Below are 16,212 nucleotides of genomic sequence, written 5' to 3' on the forward strand. Positions count from 1 at the left end.
GCTTTAATAACCCCCAGAAATTAATCACGCTCATTCGATCAGGAAATCATATGTTCAGGAAGGATATTGTTATCCCGTCCGGCGCAATCGCGCTTGCACTCTGTGTCTTCTCCACACAGGCAGAACCGCTCAAGGCAACCCAGTATGGCGATTTCGATCGCTATGTGCTGGCTCTGTCCTGGCAAACCGGGTTTTGCCAGAGCATGGTCGAGCGCAACCGCAATGAACCTGACGAATGTCGCCTGCAAAAAGAGCGCGAAAATAAAGCCGATTTTCTGACCGTTCACGGGTTATGGCCCGGCCTGCCGAAATCCATTGCCGCACGCGGGGTAGATGAGCGTCGCTGGATGCGTTTTGGTTGCGCCACGCGCCCCATTCCGAACATGCCGGAAGTGAAGGCCAGCCGCAAATGCGAAGCTGCCGAAACCGGGCTGTCGCTTTCCGCTGCCGCAAAGCTCAACGACGTGATGCCGGGCGCGGGCGGTAACTCCTGCCTGGAGCGTTACGAATACGCTAAACATGGCGTCTGCTTTGGTTTCGATCCCGATGCCTATTTCGGTACGATGGTGCGGATGAATCAGGAAATTAAAAACAGTGCGGTCGGTAAATTCCTTGCCGGTCACTACGGGAAAACCGTCACTCGCAGCGATTTTGACAGTGCCGTGGCCAGGAGCTGGGGCAACGAGAACGTCAAAGCATTCAAGCTGACCTGCAGCGGCAACCCGGCTTATCTGACCGAGATGCAGATTTCGCTGAAGGCAGACACCATTAACAACCCGCTTTCTGCGACCTCATTTGCCCCGCAGCCACATCCGGGTAACTGCGGTAAACAATTTGTAATTGATAAAGCCGGCTACTGATCCACCGTTGGGCGCACCATATCAAACCGGTTTTCATCGCTGATGCCATAGTACGCCGTCGGCCCACCCGCACGCAGGATGGGCTGCGCTTTCGCCGTCTGGTATATCCCCTCTTCCAGCAGCGTTTCGTCAATATGGATACCGACCACTTCCCCCAGCACCAGCCACGTGTCTACCGGCGTACCGTCAGCCCCCGTCAACTGAATGCACTGCGACAGGCGACACTCAAAATTCACCGGGCTTTCTGCAACGCGAGGGGCGTTCACCAGCTGGCTGGCCGCTGGCGTGAGCCCGGCAAAGCTAAATTCATCCCGGTCGTGGGGAAGCATCGCGGAGGTTTGATTCATCGCCTGGGCAAGATCGCGCGTTGCCAGATTCCAGACAAACTCTTTTGTCTCAGTAATATTACGCACGCTGTCCTTCCAGCCGTTGCTGGAAAAGCCGATGATCGGCGGGCGATAGTTAAAGCAGTTAAAGAAGCTGTAAGGTGCGAGGTTCAGCTGACCGGCCTTATCGCATGAGGAGATCCAGCCTATCGGACGCGGACCAATAATGGCGTTCAGCGGGTCATGCGGCAGGCCGTGTCCCTGAGACGGTTGATAGAAGTACATAATTCTCTCTCGTTGGCGGGCAACGCCCGGATTCAGGACACTCAGCGTAACGTATTCCGCCAGGAATGAAGACTGAATAAATTTCAGCAAAATTCATATGGCCCATGAATGTGACTTTCATCACTTCAAACTTGCGCGCTCAGCCAGTATCATCGGGAGAGTTAAACCCTCGCTGCCAGACGGCGAGGGTTTTCTTTTGGATCAGTTTCTGCGTAAGACGCAGCATTAACGACATGGAGTAAAAAATGTCCAGACCTACCATTATCATCAATGAGCTCGACGCAGAACGTATCGACAGGCTGCTGGAAAAAGCGGAGTTCGCCTCGCTCCCCGTGGCCGACGCCCTGAATGAGGAGCTCGACCGGGCACAGATGTGCACGCCTGAGACGATGCCGCATAACGTGGTCACCATGAACAGCCAGGTGAAATTCCGCAACCTGACCACCGGTGAAGAGTTGACCCGTACGCTGGTTTACCCCGCTCAGATGACCGACAGCAGCGCACAGCTATCTGTTTTGGCCCCTGTGGGTGCCGCACTGCTGGGGCTGCGTACGGGGGATACGATCCACTGGGAATTGCCGGGCGGTGCCTCGACCCATCTGGAAGTGCTGGAGCTGCTCTACCAGCCAGAAGCCGCGGGCGATTACCTGCGTTAATCTCTTCTGAATAAGCGCCTACCCGCTTTGCACAGAGGATGCAGCCGCATCCTCTTTCCGCAAATTCACCCGATTTTCCTATACCGCGCAAAATGGCCTTAATCCACGCTTAATCTGTTTTGGTGCCGCGGGGACGGTCATGAGTGAGATAGGCGTTATCACACTTATCTTTCTGATTTTTGTGGCGATTATCGTCACGGCCGTGCTCTATCTTGAACGCCACTGGTAAGCGAACATTCTCAGGCCACCCCACCCGGGAAGGCGTTCACCAGGCCCTTAACGGTCTGCTCTGCGGCTTCGGGCGTGTCTGCCCCCGGGACCAGAATCACCTTCCGGCACTCCTCCTCCCGTTTTTCGAAAATCTTATAGGCGCGCTCCGCATCCGCAAGGGGGAGATAGTGGGTCACGATCTCTTCCGGCGTAAGCAGCCCTTTTTCGATCAGCGGTAACAGTTCACCCAGCCAGGCATGGACGTGCGTCTGGCCCATCTTAAACGTCAGCCCCTTATCAAAGGCATCGCCAAACAGGAAGCCATGGATAAACCCTGCGTATACGCCGGGTACGCTGACCACCCCACCGCGCCGCACGGCAGCAATGCACTGACGCAACGCTTTGCCGCTGCTGCCTTCAATTTTAAGATTGCTGAGGATCGTTTCCGTGGTGCTGCCTTTCGCTTCAAACCCGACCGCATCAATCACAGCGTCAACGCCGCGCTGGCCCGCGGTCTGCTCGATGATTTTTTCCGCGGCGTCGTTGTCATCATCGAAGTTGATGGGAATTGCGCCGTATCGTGCCTCGGCAAATCGCAACCGGTAAGGATGGTGATCGATGACAAAGATCTGCTCAGCCCCCAGCAGCCGCGCGCAGGCAATGGTCAGTAGCCCCACCGGCCCGGCACCGAAAACGGCTACGCTTGAGCCTTTTTCAATCTGTGCATTTTTTGCCGCCTGCCAGGCCGTGGGTAAAATGTCGGACAGGAACAGTGCTTTATCATCAGAAAGAAGCTGCGGGACTTTAAACGGCCCGACGTTCCCCTTTGGCACGCGAACGTATTCCGCCTGTCCCCCCGGCACACCGCCGTAGAGGTGGCTATAGCCAAACAGCGCGGCCGGCGCGGGGATTTGCTTTTTGTTCAGTGCAGCACCCTGCCCGGCGTTGGTATTCTCACAGGCCGCGTATTGCTGCAGACGACAGAAGAAACAGTCTCCGCAGGCGATGACAAAGGGGATCACCACGCGATCGCCTTTTTGCAAATTCTTTACCTCTGCACCGCACTCGACGATTTCCCCCATAAACTCATGGCCAAAAATATCGCCGTGCTGCACCTTCGGGATCTTTCCGCGGTAGAGATGCAAATCGGAGCCGCAGATAGCCGTGGCCGTCACGCGCAGAATGATATCATCGGGCTGTTCGATGATGGGGTCGGGGACATTCTCGACGCGAACATGATGTGGACCGTGATACGTAAGTGCTTTCATGCGACCTCCGAAAGGTTCCAGGTAAGTGTATAAGGGTAGCTACCCCTGAAGGTCTGCCCGTGAATACGGTTCTTTTGAGATTTATCCTGGCAAGATAAGAAAACTGACGGGGCGCTTACAGAAACCATGACTATTTTGTGGTTGAATGAGTACAGCGTTTATAAACAAGGAGAAACGGGTATGTATCAGAGAATCATTATGCCGGTTGATGTTTTTGAGATGGAGTTGAGCGACAAGGCCGTACGCCACGCGGAGTTCCTGGCGCAGCAGGACGGGGTCATCCATCTGTTGCACGTGCTCCCGGGCTCCGCCAGCCTGAGCCTGCACCGCTTTGCTGCCGATGTGCGCCGCTTCGAAGAGCATCTGCAGCACGAGGCGGAAACGCGCCTGCAAACCATGGTCAGCCACTTCAGCATCGACCCTTCACGGATCAAAACGCACGTCAGATTCGGCAGCGTACGTGATGCGGTAAATGAACTGGCGAACGAGCTGAAAGCAGACGTGGTGGTCATCGGTTCGCGCAACCCTTCCATTACCACGCATCTGCTGGGATCTAACGCCTCCAGCGTGATCCGCCACACGCATATACCGGTGATGGTCGTCAGATAAAAAAAGAGGCCACCTTTCGGTGGCCTCTCGCTATTGCAGGTGTAGCCTTACTTTCTTTTCTTATGCGGTTTTGGTGCGGATCAGGTAGTCAAACGCGCTCAGAGATGCCTTCGCCCCTTCACCTGTGGCGATAATGATCTGTTTGTACGGCACGGTGGTGCAGTCGCCCGCCGCAAACACGCCCTTCACGCTGGTTTCACACTTCGCATCAATAATGATTTCGCCCATGCGGTTGCGCTCAATCGCGCCTTCCAGCCAGGTGGTGTTTGGCAGCAGACCAATCTGCACGAAGATCCCTGAAAGCTGCACGCTGTGCACGTCGCCACTCACGCGGTCGCGGTATTCCAGACCGGTCACCTTGCTGCCGTCGCCCTTCACTTCCGTGGTCTGCGCGTTCAGTATGATGTCGACGTTTTTCAGGCTGCGAACTTTGTCCTGCAGCACCTGGTCGGCTTTCATTTCTGGCGCGAACTCCAGCAAGGTTACGTGTTCAACAATCCCCGCCAGGTCAATAGCCGCTTCCACGCCGGAGTTTCCGCCGCCGATCACCGCCACGCGCTTGCCTTTGAACAGCGGGCCGTCGCAGTGCGGGCAGTAGGTCACGCCTTTGGTGCGATACTGATCTTCACCCGGGACGTTCATGTTGCGCCATTTCGCCCCGGTGGCAATGATGATGCTGCGTGCTTTCAGCACCGCGCCGGAGGCGGTTTCAATCTGGTGTAACCCCCCCTCAACCGCAGCAGGTACCAGCTTGCTGGCGCTCTGGCTGTCGATCACGTCTACGTCGTAATCGCTGACGTGCGCCTTCAGCGCGCCGGCCAGCTTCTGGCCTTCGGTTTTCGGCACGGAGATATAGTTTTCAATGTCCACGGTATCCAGTACCTGGCCACCGAAGCGCTCGCCCATCAGGCCCGTGCGGATCCCTTTACGCGCGGAGTACACTGCCGCCGCCGCGCCCGCCGGACCGGAACCGACAATCAGCACGTCATAGGCATCACGTTTGTTCAGCGCTTCTGCGGCACGTTTTTCGGCACCGGTATCCACTTTGGCGACGATTTCCGTCAGCGTCATACGACCCTGACCGAATTCCTGACCGTTCAGATACACCGCCGGAACGCCCATCACGTTGCGATCGGTGATTTCATTCTGGAAGGTACCGCCGTCAATTGCCGTGTGCTTGATGCGCGGGTTGAGGACCGACATCAGGTTCAGCGCCTGCACCACGTCCGGACAGTTGTGGCAGGAGAGCGAGTAATAGGTTTCAAACTCAAAATCACCGTCGATATCGCGGATCTGCTCCAGCAGCGCCTGCGCCTCTTTCGACGGATGACCGCCGGTCCACAGCAGCGCCAGCACCAGCGAGGTAAATTCATGCCCCAGCGGCGAGCCGGCAAAACGCGGCCCCAGCTCAGAGCCTGGGTTAGTAATCAGGAAAGAAGGCTTTCGGACGTTAAGCGAGTTATCTTCTTTGAAGGTCACTTTTGGCGACAGTTCGGCGATCTCAGCCAGCAGTTCTTTGATCTCTGCCGATTTCGCGCTGTCGTCCAGCGTGGCAATCAGCTCAACGGGTTTAGTCAGTTTCTCAAGGTAGGCCTTGAGCTGGGTTTTCATATTTGTGTCGAGCATTGTTCTTCCCTCTCTTAAGACGTCATCATGCAAGCTGCCTTATGCGGGCGGCCTGAATGCAACTTGCATCATGGTGCTGGAATAAAATGGGCGCGGGTGCGCCCATTGATTGCCGGGTGGCACTTCGTTTACCCGGCCTACGATACTGTAGGCCTGTGCAAGCGTAGCGCCGCCAGGCTTTACAGACTTAGATCTTGCCGACCAGGTCCAGAGATGGCGCCAGCGTTGCTTCGCCTTCTTTCCATTTAGCCGGGCACACTTCGCCTGGGTGAGAAGCGACATACTGCGCTGCTTTCACTTTACGCAGCAGGTCAGACGCATCACGGCCGATACCTTCAGCGGTAACTTCGATAGCCTGGATAATGCCCTGCGGGTCAACGACGAAGGTCGCGCGGTCTGCCAGGCCTTCATCTTCACGCATGTTGTCGAAGTTACGGGTCAGGGCGCCAGTCGGGTCACCGATCATCGCGTATTTGATTTTGGCGATGGTTTCAGAGCTGCTGTGCCACGCTTTGTGGGTGAAGTGGGTATCGGTAGACACAGAGTAAACGTCTACGCCCAGCTTCTGCAGTTCGTCGTAATGGTCAGCCACGTCGCCCAGTTCGGTCGGGCAAACGAAGGTGAAGTCAGCCGGATAGAAGAAGAAGACGCTCCAGCGACCTTCGGTATCTTTCTCGGTTACTTCGATGAACTCACCGTTTTTGAACGCCTGGTTTTTGAAAGGTTTAATTTTAGTGTTAATCAAAGACATCTGTACTTCCTCCGTGTTTTCGTTGAGATGTAAGGTAACCAACTTTATCCATCGGGGCTAATGCGTATGCTTTATCAAATCAATCAGCCAAACCTTACAACACCAACAAGACAACGTTGTGAACTGAATTAACGGAAAGCCTGAACGTAAAAAGGCCGCCCTGGTGGGCGGCCCTGATACCTGAACTTTCCACAGGAACTTTCAGTGCCAGCCGGGGCTGGCGTTGCGTTGCGCTCTACATACCTTATATCAGGCCGTAACAGCGGTTTGATTACAGCACCGGTTTTCAGTTTGGGCAATCCGTCACGCCGGCATTCCGCCCTATGGCTGCGATAGGTTTTACCGAATAACGCCCGCGTCTGCCCGACATAACGAGAGAATTAATAATGAGAATGGATTGCAATAAGTGGTCAGACTGGTAGCCGGCGCTAAAGTGGCAATAATGCGTCACAGCAAATGTATAACCGGTAGTGCTTATTTGAGAACAACGCTGCACGTTTTAAAGATAAAAATATCTTAATAACGGCTGAAGTTCTATTTCAATAATCCAGCCTCGTGATATATTAAGCTTGAATTCAAAATATAATAAGCAGGTTAATCACAAGGATTGTAAATGATTAACTTCGAACTATAGTTATCAGTTATGAGATGACAACAACACACTCAGGATGATCCATGGCAAATCTTTATGACCTTAAAAAATTCGATCTCAATCTGTTAGTCATTTTTGAGTGCATTTATCAGCACCTCAGCATTAGCAAGGCAGCGGAAACACTCTATATCACGCCCTCTGCGGTGAGCCAGTCTCTGCAACGCCTGCGTACGCAGCTGAATGACCCGCTTTTTATTCGTTCGGGTAAAGGCATCACCCCGACGACCGTGGGGATCAACCTGCATCATCATCTGGAAGAAAACCTTAATCATATTGAGCAGACCATCAATATCCTGAATAACGCGCAGATCAAAAAGAGCTTTGTCATCTACTGCCCGCAGATTCTGGTCCAGGGGCGATTGGGCGACCTGCTAAGGTCTCTGCTTGCGGACGGAAATTACGAGATAGAACATAATGATGTGGTCTTATCGCCTGAGTCGGCCGAGGATCTGCTCGCCTACCGCAAGGCCGATCTGGTGTTTAGTTTTGCGCCGGTTAACAGCCGCTCTATCGTCTGTACCCGCTTTATCCAGTTTTCGGCACAGCTGGTCTGCTGCAAAGAGCACCCCCGCCTTGGCGATAGCGCAACGCTTGAGGAGCTCTGCCAGGAAAAATTCACGCTGATGCGCAGCCAGGAGAACGGCATAAAGGACTTCCAGCAGCAGTCGAACGTACTCCTTCCGGAACGGAATTTCTGCTTCCGCAGCGACTCGCTGATTTCGATTATGAATATTATTGGCATGAGTGATTTAGTCGGTTTTGTTCCAACCGCAATGTTTGAGCGATATAAAGACATTCTCAACCTGAAGCGCGTCGCCTTGCCTTTCACGGTTCCGAAATTAGATATTTTTATGCTATATAATCGTTCAGCGTTAAACAGCAGCGTGTTTTCGCAATTCATTGAAAAAATCGAAGTGGAATAATTTCCGATATTGCCCGAGTACTTTTTAATTACATTTGGGCAACAATCCAGGCATGGATAAATCGCATTATTCCGGTTTCGCTTTAATATCTTTACTATTCATGTTTAATTAGCGTAAATAAAAGCCCCCGACAGTCATCCTCAGGAAGAGATTGCACATGTCATTGTATAAACATCCCCTGCAGCTTAACGTGCTGGAGGCCGCACAGGCGCGCATCGACTGGACGTTCGCCACTTTTTCCCGCATCTGCGTCTCCTTTTCCGGCGGCAAAGACTCCACCGTCATGCTGCATCTCACCGCGCAAATGGCCCGGGCGCAAAAGCGAAAAATCAGCGTGCTGTTTATTGACTGGGAGGCTCAGTTCTCCTGCACCATTGAACACGTTAATGCGCTACGCGAATGCTACCGGGACGTCATCGAACACTTTTACTGGGTGGCGCTTCCGCTGACCACGCAGAATTCGCTCTCACAGTATCAGCCGGAATGGCAGTGCTGGGCGCCGGACGTGCGCTGGGTGCGCCAGCCGCCGGAAGACGCCATCACCGCTGCCGATTATTTTGATTTTTACCAGGCGGGAATGACCTTTGAAGCGTTTGTCCGCTCGTTTTCCGACTGGTTTGCCCTGCACCGGCCGGCAGCCATGCTGGTGGGCATCCGCGCCGATGAATCCTACAACCGGTTTTTGACCATCGCCAACAACCGCAAGCAGCGCTTCGCGGACGATAAGCCCTGGACAACCACCGCCCCCGGCGGGCACGCGTGGTACGTCTATCCTCTCTACGACTGGAAAACCGCAGACATCTGGACATGGTTTGCAAAATCCGGGTGCAGCTATAACCCGCTCTACAACCTCATGTTTCAGGCGGGCGTCCCGCCGCGCTATATGCGCATCTGCGAACCCTTCGGCCCGGAACAGCGCCAGGGGCTCTGGCTCTATCACGTTCTCGAGCCCGAGCGTTGGGCCGCGATGTGCGAGCGCGTCAGCGGCGTGCGCAGCGGCGGTATCTACGCCGGGCAGGACAACCATTTTTACGGCCACCGCAAAATCCTCAAACCCGGGCACCTCGGCTGGCGCGACTACGCCATGCTCCTGCTGGACAGCATGCCGCAAAACACGGCTGAGCATTACCGCAATAAAATCGCGATCTATCTGCACTGGTATCAGAAGAGAGGCATGCCGGATATTCCCGAGACGCAGGAGGGCGATATCGGCGCCAAAGACATCCCCTCATGGCGCCGTATTTGTAAGGTTTTACTTAATAATGACTACTGGTGCAGGGCGCTGTCGTTTAGCCCAAATAAACCCAAACATTATCAGCGCTACAGCGACAGAGTGAAGGCGAAACGCAAGGAGTGGGGCATTTTATGCGACAAAGAATAATTACTGAGATCGAAACGTACCTGCAGTCACTTTCCGAAGAGGATCGGATTAACGCCATCAATGCCTTTCGTGAAGCGATCTATCGACACAGTCCTTTTCGTGAGCAACCGATAGACTGCGTGCTCTGGATCAAACAGGACGCGATTATCGCTAACGACTACAACCCCAATAACGTTGCCCCTCCAGAAAAACGGCTGCTCACCAGGTCGCTGGAACTCGATGGATTCACCCAACCTCTTGTCGTAACGGAAAGTGAACCGCAACATTACGAAATTGTGGATGGTTTCCATCGCCATGAAATCGGCAAAAATCGGGCGGCGTTAAAGCGCCAGCTCAAGGGATATCTCCCCGTCACCTGCCTGCGCCAGGACCGACAGGAAAAGCATGACCGTATGGCCGCCACGATCCGTCACAACCGGGCGCGGGGTCGGCACCAGATTAACGCCATGTCAGAGATCGTGCGCGAACTGGCACAGCTCGGCTGGAATGATGAGCGAATTGGCAAAGAGCTCGGAATGGACAGCGACGAGGTGCTGCGCCTCAAGCAAATCAACGGTCTGCTGGCGCTGTTTGCAGACCGTCGCTATTCCGAAGCCTGGACGGTGAAATAATCAGAGCGTATTCAAACGCTCTGCCGCCGCCAGCAGCGTCGATTCCTGCTTGGCAAAGCAAAGACGGATCAGCTTGTGTGGGAAGGGATCGGCGCAGAATACCGACAGCGGAATGGCGGCCACTCCCACCTCTTTTGTCAACCACTGGCAAAAGCTGACGTCATCCAGATCGGAAATCGCGCTGTAGTCCGCGAGCAGGAAATAGGTTCCTTCAGACGGCAAAATTTCCAGGCGGCTTTTACTCAGCGCCGTCACGAACAGATCCCGACGTTCACGGTAGAAACGCGGCAGCGCGCGATAATGCTCGGGCTCCGCGCGCAGCATATCCGCCAGCGCCAGCTGAGCCGGCGTGTTCACGGCAAAGGTCAGGTACTGATGCACCTTGCGCAGCTCAGCGCTAATGGCGGCCGGTGCGACGCAGTAGCCCACTTTCCAGCCGGTCATATGGTAGGTCTTACCGAACGATGAGACGGCGATAGCGCGCTCGCGAAGCTGCGGATGGGCCAGCACGCTGGCGTGTCCCTCTTCTGCAAAGCAGATGTGCTCGTAAACTTCATCGCTCAGCACGTAAATTTCACGTTCAGCAATGGCCTGCCACAGCGCGGCGAAGTCCGTTTTCTGCCACACCGTCGCGGATGGGTTATGCGGGGTATTCAGGATCACCAGACGGGTTTTATCACTCAGCAGCGCAGCAAATGCCTGCCAGTCAGGGCGGAAATGCGGTGGCTGTAACGCCACGCGTTTCACCACGCCGCCGGAAAGTTCAACCGCAGGCGCATAGCTGTCGTAGCTCGGGTCAAAGCAGATCACTTCATCGCCCGCGCGCACCAGCGCGGTGATGGCCGCATACAGCGCTTCGGTCGCCCCTGCCGTCACCGTGATGTCGCTGTTCGCATCGGGCTTATGCCCATACAGCTCAGCCGTTTTGTCGGCAATGGCTTCCCGCAGCGCCTGTACGCCCGTCATTGGCGCATACTGATTTGCCCCCTGCGCAACGTGATAAGCTAAACGCGCCTGCAGATAAGCCGGGCCGTCGAAATCCGGGAACCCCTGAGAAAGGTTAATTGCGTTGTGCTGCTGCGCCAGAGCGCTCATCTGCGTAAAGATGGTGGTACCGAGATTGGGAAGTTTACTTTGCGGAATCAAGGCGTTAATGCTCATTGTGTTGTGCCTGCTTGTAATACTTATGTTGCTGCCACTATAACACGATGTTAGTCTTTGGCAATCAAGACGCTTAGACGTCTAAACAATATGAATATTCCTGTCCGAGAGGGTAAAAGGAAAATGACAGACAACCTGCAACTCACGCATCTGGTCGACGCCTGCCGCTGGATCGGTGCCAAAGGCTGGGCGCCCGCCACCGGCGGTAACATGTCGGTGCGTCAGGACGAACATCTCTGCTGGCTCAGCGAATCCGGCAAAGACAAAGGCAGCCTGACGACGGCGGATTTTCTCCAGGTGGAGATCGCCACCAACCGCGCACCGTCTGGCCGCAGACCGTCGGCGGAGACCGGGCTGCACACGCTGATTTATCGCCTGTTCCCGGAAGCCAACGCCGTCCTGCACGTTCATACCGTCAACGCCACGGTGCTGTCCCGTCTGGTCAAAGAGGCCGAGCTCAGCATCAGCGGCTTTGAGATGCAAAAATCCCTCACCGGACAGACCACGCATCTGGACACGGTGGCTATCCCGGTCTTCGATAACGACCAGGATATTGACGCCCTCGCCTCGCGAATCGCCCATTACGCGCAGGAACGTCCGCTTAATTATGGTTTTCTTCTGCGTGGCCATGGCTTAACCTGCTGGGGACGCGATGTGGCCGAAGCCCGCCGTCATCTGGAAGGACTGGAGTTCCTGTTTGAATGTGAAATGCGTTTACGACAACTGGAGAGAGTATGATTCGCGCGATTGTGACGGATATTGAAGGGACCACCAGCGATATTCGTTTTGTCCATGATGTTTTGTTCCCCTACGCGCGTGAGCGGCTGGCGGCCTTTGTGACCGCTCAGCAGTACGCCGAGCCGGTGAAATCCATTCTGGACAACCTGCGTGATGAAATCGCTAACCCACACGCCAGCGTCAGCGAACTTATCGACGCCCTGTTTGCCTTTATGGATGAAGACCGCAAATCCACTGCGCTTAAAGCGCTGCAGGGGATCATCTGGCACGACGGCTACGTCAACGGCGACTTTACCGGCCATCTCTACCCGGACGTGCTGCCCGCGCTGGAAAAATGGAAAGCGCAAGGGATTGATCTCTATGTTTATTCCTCTGGCTCCGTCGCTGCGCAGAAACTGTTATTTGGCTACAGCGACGAAGGTGATATTACTCATCTGTTCAGCGGCTATTTCGACACCCATATCGGCGCCAAGCGCGAGGTGCAGTCTTATCAGAACATTGCGGCGCAAACGGGCATAGCCCCGTCGCAGATCCTCTTCCTCTCCGATATTCATCAGGAGCTGGACGCGGCTGAACAGGCAGGTTTTCGTACCCTGCAGCTGATTCGCGGTGATGATGACGGCGCAAGCCACCACCATCAGGTCCACCAGTTTGACGAGATTAACCCGGAGCAGATCCCTTCATGAGCGCATTGACCATTTATTCCGACAAAGACGCCAGTCAACACCAGTGGCACAGCACTGACGCCGCCGAGATTGCCCAACAGCTCAACGCGAAAGGCGTGCGGTTTGAACGCTGGGCGGCGGATCGCGATTTAGGACACGATCCCGCCCCTGAAGCCGTGATCGGGGCGTATCAACATGCGATCGACAAACTGGTCGCTGAGAAGGGTTACCAGAGCTGGGACGTGATCAGCCTGCGCGCCGACAATCCGCAAAAAGACGCGCTGCGCGCGAAGTTCCTGAACGAACACACCCACGGCGAGGACGAAGTACGCTTTTTCGTGGAAGGCGCGGGCTTGTTCTGCCTGCACATTGGCGATGAAGTGTATCAGGTGCTGTGCGAGAAAAACGACCTGATCTCCGTGCCCGCAGGCACGCCGCACTGGTTTGATATGGGCTCAGAGCCGAACTTTACGGCGATTCGTATTTTCGATAATCCGGAAGGCTGGGTGGCCCAGTTTACCGGTAACGCCATTGCGGATGCGTATCCGCGCCTGGCTTGATTTTTTCTCCCTCTCCCTGTGGGAGAGGGCCGGGGTGAGGGCACCAGCGCGCACTACGCGTTTAGCCCCTTCACATACTCCACCAGTTGATCCAGCACTATCCCCCACCCTTCGTGGAAGCCCATCTGCTCGTGCTGCTCGCGGATTTCCTTCGTGGGGTGGCGCGCAATCGCCGTATAGCGCGTTTTGCCCTCGCCCACCTCTTCCAGCAGCAGGATCGCCGTCATAAACGGCTTCTCGGTTGGTTTCCAGCCTTCGGTATAGCCGTCGGTAAAGACCAGCTTTTTTCCCGGGTCGATTTCAAGGAACACACCCCGGTTATCCATCCGCTGACCGTCCACCTCAAACACGGTGTTGAACCGTCCGCCCACGCGGAGGTCGAGGTCGCATTCGGTCACCTTATGGGGAGCAGGAATGAAGAAATTTTTGATATGCTCGGGCGTAGTCCAGCAGAGCCACAGCAGGTCGCGCGGGGCATCCACCACGCGCTCCAGTTTTAAGTCTGTTTCAGGATCGAGCGTCACGATATTGTCCTCTTAAGGGAACCCCTTAAAGGATAGCCGGACTCAGGCGAATTTGCCGTTTACCACCGATTCCGGCGTGACCACACCCGTATCCAGCACCCAGCCGCTAATCAGCGAGGCGGGCGTTACGTCAAACGCCGGGTTGTAGACCTGCGCGTTTTCCGGCGCCCACTGCACCGCGCCAAAGCTTCCGGCGACGCCCGTCACCTCGCTGGCGGCGCGCTGCTCAATCGGGATCGCGTCGCCGTTCGGGCAGTCCGGGTCGAGGGTCGTTTGCGGCGCGGCCACGTAGAACGGAATGCCGTGAAATTTTGCCAGCACCGCCAGGGAATAGGTGCCAATCTTATTCGCCACGTCGCCGTTGGCAGCAATGCGGTCTGCACCCACCCACACGGCGTCCACCTGCCCTTTCGCCATCAGGCTGGCGGCCATAGAATCGGTAATCAGCTGATACGGCACGCCCAGCTCGCCAAGTTCCCAGGCGGTTAACCTTCCCCCCTGCAGCAGCGGACGGGTTTCATCGACCCAGACGTTGCTGACCTTGCCTTCCTGATGCGCGCGAGCAATCACGCCCAGCGCGGTGCCGACGCCCGCCGTTGCCAGCCCGCCGGTGTTGCAGTGGGTCAGCAGGCGGCTGCCAGGCTTCACCAGCGCGCTGCCCGCTTTTGCAATGGCGTCACAGAGCCGTTTGTCTTCGTCGATCAGGCGCAGCGCCTCCGCCACCAGCGCCGGAACATACTCTTCCTGCCACAGCGCCAGCTTCATGCGGTCAAGATTATTCATCAGGTTCACCGCCGTCGGGCGGGATGCGCGCAGGGTTTCCAGCGCAACCGCCAGCTCGTCACGGCTTTTGCCGTTTTCCGCCAGCAGCGCCAGCAGCAGACTTGCAGAGAGACCGATCAGCGGCGCGCCGCGCACCCGCAGGGCGTGAATATGTCCCACCAGCGCCTCTACCGTTGAGGCATCCAGCCAGCGTTTCTCCTGCGGAAGGGCCTGCTGGTCGAGAATAAAGAGCTGATTATCCGCTACCCGCAGGCTGGTCGTCTGTAATGTCTGCATGTCGTTAATTCCCTGTTGCGTTGTTGTAGCACATTGTGTCAGGATGAAATCCAGATGTATAGACGTCTACATGTCTTTATTTGCAAACCCGTGAGGAGCAGGCCATGTCGCAATACCGTACCTTTACCGCTCAAGACGCCGTGGAATATGCCAGGCAGTTTGGCGGCCTTGACGATCCTTCATCGCTGGTGGAGGCGCAGGAGGTAGGCGACGGCAACCTCAATCTGGTGTTCAAAATCTTCGACAGCGCGGGCGTGAGCCGCATCATCGTTAAGCAGGCGCTGCCCTACGTGCGCTGCGTCGGCGAGTCCTGGCCGCTGACGCTGGACCGCGCCCGTCTGGAGGCACAAACCCTGGTCGAGCACTACCGGCACAGCCCGCAGCACACCGTAAAAATCCACCACTTTGACCCGGTACTGGCGGTGATGGTGATGGAAGATCTCTCCAGCCATCGCATCTGGCGCGGCGAGTTGATCAAAAATAATTATTACCCGCAGGCGGCGCGTCAGCTGGGTGAATACCTCGCGCACGCGCTGTTCCACACCAGCGATTTCTACCTGCACCCGCACGAGAAAAAAGCGCAGGTGGCGAAATTCATCAACCCGGAGATGTGCGAGATCACCGAAGATCTGTTCTTCAACGATCCGTACCAGATCCACGAACGCAACAGCTACCCGGCCGAGCTGGAAAATGACGTCGCCGCGCTGCGCGACGACGCCCAGCTGAAAATTGCCGTGGCCTCCCTGAAGCACCGTTTCTTTTCTCAGGCTGAAGCCCTGCTGCACGGAGACATTCACAGCGGCTCGATTTTTGTGGCCGACGGCAGCCTGAAGGCCATCGACGCCGAGTTCGGTTATTTCGGGCCGATGGGCTTTGACGTCGGCACCGCCATCGGCAACCTGCTGCTGAACTTCTGCGGCCTGCCGGGGCACCTGGGCATTCGCGATGCCGCCGCCGCCCGCGAGCAGCGCCTGACCGATATTCAGGAGCTGTGGAACACCTTCGCGGAGCGCTTCCAGGCGCTGGCACACGAGAAAACACGCGACGCCGCGCTCAGCGCGCCGGGCTATGCCTCCGCCTTCCTGAAAAAGGTCTGGCATGATGCCATCGGTTTCTGCGGCACCGAGCTGATTCGCCGCAGCGTCGGGCTTTCCCACGTCGCGGATATCGACACCATTCAGGACGAGGCGATGCGCCACGAATGCCTTCGCCACGCGATAACGCTCGGCAAGGCGCTGATTGTTATTGCTGACCGTATCGACAGCGCGGAAGATCTGGTGGCGCGGGTACGGCAGTACAGCTGAGAACGTTTGCCCGGTGGCGCTGCGCTTACCGGGCAAACGGGTG

General features: G+C 56.1%; 18 protein-coding genes. 11 read left to right on the top strand and 7 right to left on the bottom strand.

Translation table 11 applies throughout. From position 1 onward, the window contains the following. Positions 1-50: 50 nt before the first annotated feature. On the top strand, positions 51-860 hold the full coding sequence (gene rna, locus BFG58_RS08455; RefSeq protein WP_048226076.1) for a ribonuclease I: 810 nt from the start codon (positions 51-53) through the stop codon (positions 858-860). Here the strand turns inward: rna and BFG58_RS08460 are convergent. Next, on the bottom strand, positions 854-1,471 hold the full coding sequence (locus tag BFG58_RS08460) for a flavin reductase family protein (protein WP_045909598.1): 618 nt from the start codon (positions 1,469-1,471) through the stop codon (positions 854-856). The two genes, rna and BFG58_RS08460, sit on opposite strands and share 7 nt — an antisense overlap. Positions 1,472-1,716: 245 nt before the next feature. On the opposite strand from BFG58_RS08460, the gene rnk reads away from it, so the two are divergent. Together rnk and yldA are read left to right on the top strand one after the other, a co-directional pair. Next, complete coding sequence (rnk, locus tag BFG58_RS08465) at positions 1,717-2,127, top strand: nucleoside diphosphate kinase regulator (protein WP_045261020.1); 411 nt, start codon at positions 1,717-1,719, stop codon at positions 2,125-2,127. A gap of 139 nt (positions 2,128-2,266) precedes the next feature. Then, positions 2,267-2,356, top strand: coding sequence for a small membrane protein YldA (yldA, locus tag BFG58_RS24400; RefSeq protein ID WP_008501020.1), 90 nt, complete (start codon positions 2,267-2,269; stop codon positions 2,354-2,356). Between the two features lie 10 nt (positions 2,357-2,366). On the opposite strand, the gene BFG58_RS08470 is transcribed toward yldA, so the two are convergent. Further along, positions 2,367-3,605, bottom strand: a complete 1,239-nt coding sequence (locus tag BFG58_RS08470; RefSeq protein WP_045909599.1) for a zinc-dependent alcohol dehydrogenase — start codon at positions 3,603-3,605, stop codon at positions 2,367-2,369. A 180-nt stretch (positions 3,606-3,785) separates the two neighbouring features. Here BFG58_RS08470 and uspG point away from each other — a divergent pair, with 180 nt between their 5' ends. Next, a complete protein-coding gene (gene uspG / locus BFG58_RS08475; RefSeq protein WP_023310731.1) occupies positions 3,786-4,214 on the top strand; it encodes a universal stress protein UspG in 429 nt (142 codons plus the stop codon). Positions 4,215-4,274: 60 nt separating this feature from the next. Here uspG and ahpF read toward each other — a convergent pair whose 3' ends face one another. After that, a complete protein-coding gene (gene ahpF / locus BFG58_RS08480; protein WP_045909600.1) occupies positions 4,275-5,840 on the bottom strand; it encodes an alkyl hydroperoxide reductase subunit F in 1,566 nt (521 codons plus the stop codon). 187 nt (positions 5,841-6,027) lie between these two features. After that, positions 6,028-6,591 (bottom strand): alkyl hydroperoxide reductase subunit C, encoded by a 564-nt coding sequence (gene ahpC, locus BFG58_RS08485; protein ID WP_008501015.1) that lies wholly within the window; start codon positions 6,589-6,591, stop codon positions 6,028-6,030. Between the two features lie 675 nt (positions 6,592-7,266). Here ahpC and BFG58_RS08490 point away from each other — a divergent pair. The 3 genes from BFG58_RS08490 to BFG58_RS08500 all read left to right on the top strand — a co-directional run bounded on the left by BFG58_RS08490 (position 7,267) and on the right by BFG58_RS08500 (position 10,158). Then, positions 7,267-8,166 (top strand): LysR family transcriptional regulator, encoded by a 900-nt coding sequence (locus BFG58_RS08490; RefSeq protein WP_063621137.1) that lies wholly within the window; start codon positions 7,267-7,269, stop codon positions 8,164-8,166. Between the two features lie 157 nt (positions 8,167-8,323). Next, positions 8,324-9,547 (top strand): phosphoadenosine phosphosulfate reductase, encoded by a 1,224-nt coding sequence (locus BFG58_RS08495; RefSeq protein ID WP_063621135.1) that lies wholly within the window; start codon positions 8,324-8,326, stop codon positions 9,545-9,547. Next, complete coding sequence (locus tag BFG58_RS08500) at positions 9,532-10,158, top strand: ParB/RepB/Spo0J family partition protein (protein WP_069719612.1); 627 nt, start codon at positions 9,532-9,534, stop codon at positions 10,156-10,158. The genes BFG58_RS08495 and BFG58_RS08500 overlap by 16 nt, the downstream gene beginning before the upstream one ends. On the opposite strand, the gene BFG58_RS08505 is transcribed toward BFG58_RS08500, so the two are convergent. Next, on the bottom strand, positions 10,159-11,319 hold the full coding sequence (locus BFG58_RS08505; protein WP_045909604.1) for a pyridoxal phosphate-dependent aminotransferase: 1,161 nt from the start codon (positions 11,317-11,319) through the stop codon (positions 10,159-10,161). Positions 11,320-11,442: 123 nt separating this feature from the next. Between BFG58_RS08505 and BFG58_RS08510 the strand changes: the two genes are divergently transcribed. From BFG58_RS08510 to BFG58_RS08520, 3 genes are read left to right on the top strand one after another with little or no spacing between them, the layout of a single operon-like run. Then, positions 11,443-12,057, top strand: coding sequence for a methylthioribulose 1-phosphate dehydratase (locus tag BFG58_RS08510; RefSeq protein WP_069719613.1), 615 nt, complete (start codon positions 11,443-11,445; stop codon positions 12,055-12,057). Further along, positions 12,054-12,743, top strand: a complete 690-nt coding sequence (gene mtnC, locus BFG58_RS08515; protein ID WP_008501009.1) for an acireductone synthase — start codon at positions 12,054-12,056, stop codon at positions 12,741-12,743. Before BFG58_RS08510 ends, mtnC begins: the two co-directional genes overlap by 4 nt. Next, positions 12,740-13,282, top strand: a complete 543-nt coding sequence (locus BFG58_RS08520; protein WP_069719614.1) for an acireductone dioxygenase — start codon at positions 12,740-12,742, stop codon at positions 13,280-13,282. Before mtnC ends, BFG58_RS08520 begins: the two co-directional genes overlap by 4 nt. Before the next feature lie 53 nt (positions 13,283-13,335). On the opposite strand, the gene BFG58_RS08525 is transcribed toward BFG58_RS08520, so the two are convergent. Next, entirely contained in the window at positions 13,336-13,806 is a 471-nt protein-coding gene (locus BFG58_RS08525; RefSeq protein WP_048026947.1) for an SRPBCC family protein, read from the bottom strand. Between the two features lie 42 nt (positions 13,807-13,848). Beyond that, entirely contained in the window at positions 13,849-14,865 is a 1,017-nt protein-coding gene (mtnA, locus tag BFG58_RS08530; RefSeq protein WP_069719615.1) for an S-methyl-5-thioribose-1-phosphate isomerase, read from the bottom strand. A 104-nt stretch (positions 14,866-14,969) separates the two neighbouring features. Here mtnA and mtnK point away from each other — a divergent pair, with 104 nt between their 5' ends. Further along, positions 14,970-16,169 (top strand): S-methyl-5-thioribose kinase, encoded by a 1,200-nt coding sequence (gene mtnK / locus BFG58_RS08535; protein WP_069719616.1) that lies wholly within the window; start codon positions 14,970-14,972, stop codon positions 16,167-16,169. The last annotated feature ends 43 nt before the right edge of the window (positions 16,170-16,212 follow it).

Origin of the sequence: Enterobacter sp. ku-bf2 (assembly GCF_001742765.1) — a bacterium.
GTDB classification, from domain to species: Bacteria; Pseudomonadota; Gammaproteobacteria; order Enterobacterales; family Enterobacteriaceae; genus Enterobacter; species Enterobacter quasiroggenkampii.

What these genes read in the sequence shown, in the direction of transcription:
- rna (WP_048226076.1), top strand. Translation starts at nt 51, where the DNA reads ATGTTCAGGAAGGATATTGTTATCCCGTCCGGCGCAATCGCGCTTGCA.
- BFG58_RS08460 (WP_045909598.1), bottom strand. Translation starts at nt 1,471, where the DNA reads ATGTACTTCTATCAACCGTCTCAGGGACACGGCCTGCCGCATGACCCG.
- rnk (WP_045261020.1), top strand. Translation starts at nt 1,717, where the DNA reads ATGTCCAGACCTACCATTATCATCAATGAGCTCGACGCAGAACGTATC.
- yldA (WP_008501020.1), top strand. Translation starts at nt 2,267, where the DNA reads ATGAGTGAGATAGGCGTTATCACACTTATCTTTCTGATTTTTGTGGCG.
- BFG58_RS08470 (WP_045909599.1), bottom strand. Translation starts at nt 3,605, where the DNA reads ATGAAAGCACTTACGTATCACGGTCCACATCATGTTCGCGTCGAGAAT.
- uspG (WP_023310731.1), top strand. Translation starts at nt 3,786, where the DNA reads ATGTATCAGAGAATCATTATGCCGGTTGATGTTTTTGAGATGGAGTTG.
- ahpF (WP_045909600.1), bottom strand. Translation starts at nt 5,840, where the DNA reads ATGCTCGACACAAATATGAAAACCCAGCTCAAGGCCTACCTTGAGAAA.
- ahpC (WP_008501015.1), bottom strand. Translation starts at nt 6,591, where the DNA reads ATGTCTTTGATTAACACTAAAATTAAACCTTTCAAAAACCAGGCGTTC.
- BFG58_RS08490 (WP_063621137.1), top strand. Translation starts at nt 7,267, where the DNA reads ATGGCAAATCTTTATGACCTTAAAAAATTCGATCTCAATCTGTTAGTC.
- BFG58_RS08495 (WP_063621135.1), top strand. Translation starts at nt 8,324, where the DNA reads ATGTCATTGTATAAACATCCCCTGCAGCTTAACGTGCTGGAGGCCGCA.
- BFG58_RS08500 (WP_069719612.1), top strand. Translation starts at nt 9,532, where the DNA reads ATGCGACAAAGAATAATTACTGAGATCGAAACGTACCTGCAGTCACTT.
- BFG58_RS08505 (WP_045909604.1), bottom strand. Translation starts at nt 11,319, where the DNA reads ATGAGCATTAACGCCTTGATTCCGCAAAGTAAACTTCCCAATCTCGGT.
- BFG58_RS08510 (WP_069719613.1), top strand. Translation starts at nt 11,443, where the DNA reads ATGACAGACAACCTGCAACTCACGCATCTGGTCGACGCCTGCCGCTGG.
- mtnC (WP_008501009.1), top strand. Translation starts at nt 12,054, where the DNA reads ATGATTCGCGCGATTGTGACGGATATTGAAGGGACCACCAGCGATATT.
- BFG58_RS08520 (WP_069719614.1), top strand. Translation starts at nt 12,740, where the DNA reads ATGAGCGCATTGACCATTTATTCCGACAAAGACGCCAGTCAACACCAG.
- mtnA (WP_069719615.1), bottom strand. Translation starts at nt 14,865, where the DNA reads ATGCAGACATTACAGACGACCAGCCTGCGGGTAGCGGATAATCAGCTC.
- mtnK (WP_069719616.1), top strand. Translation starts at nt 14,970, where the DNA reads ATGTCGCAATACCGTACCTTTACCGCTCAAGACGCCGTGGAATATGCC.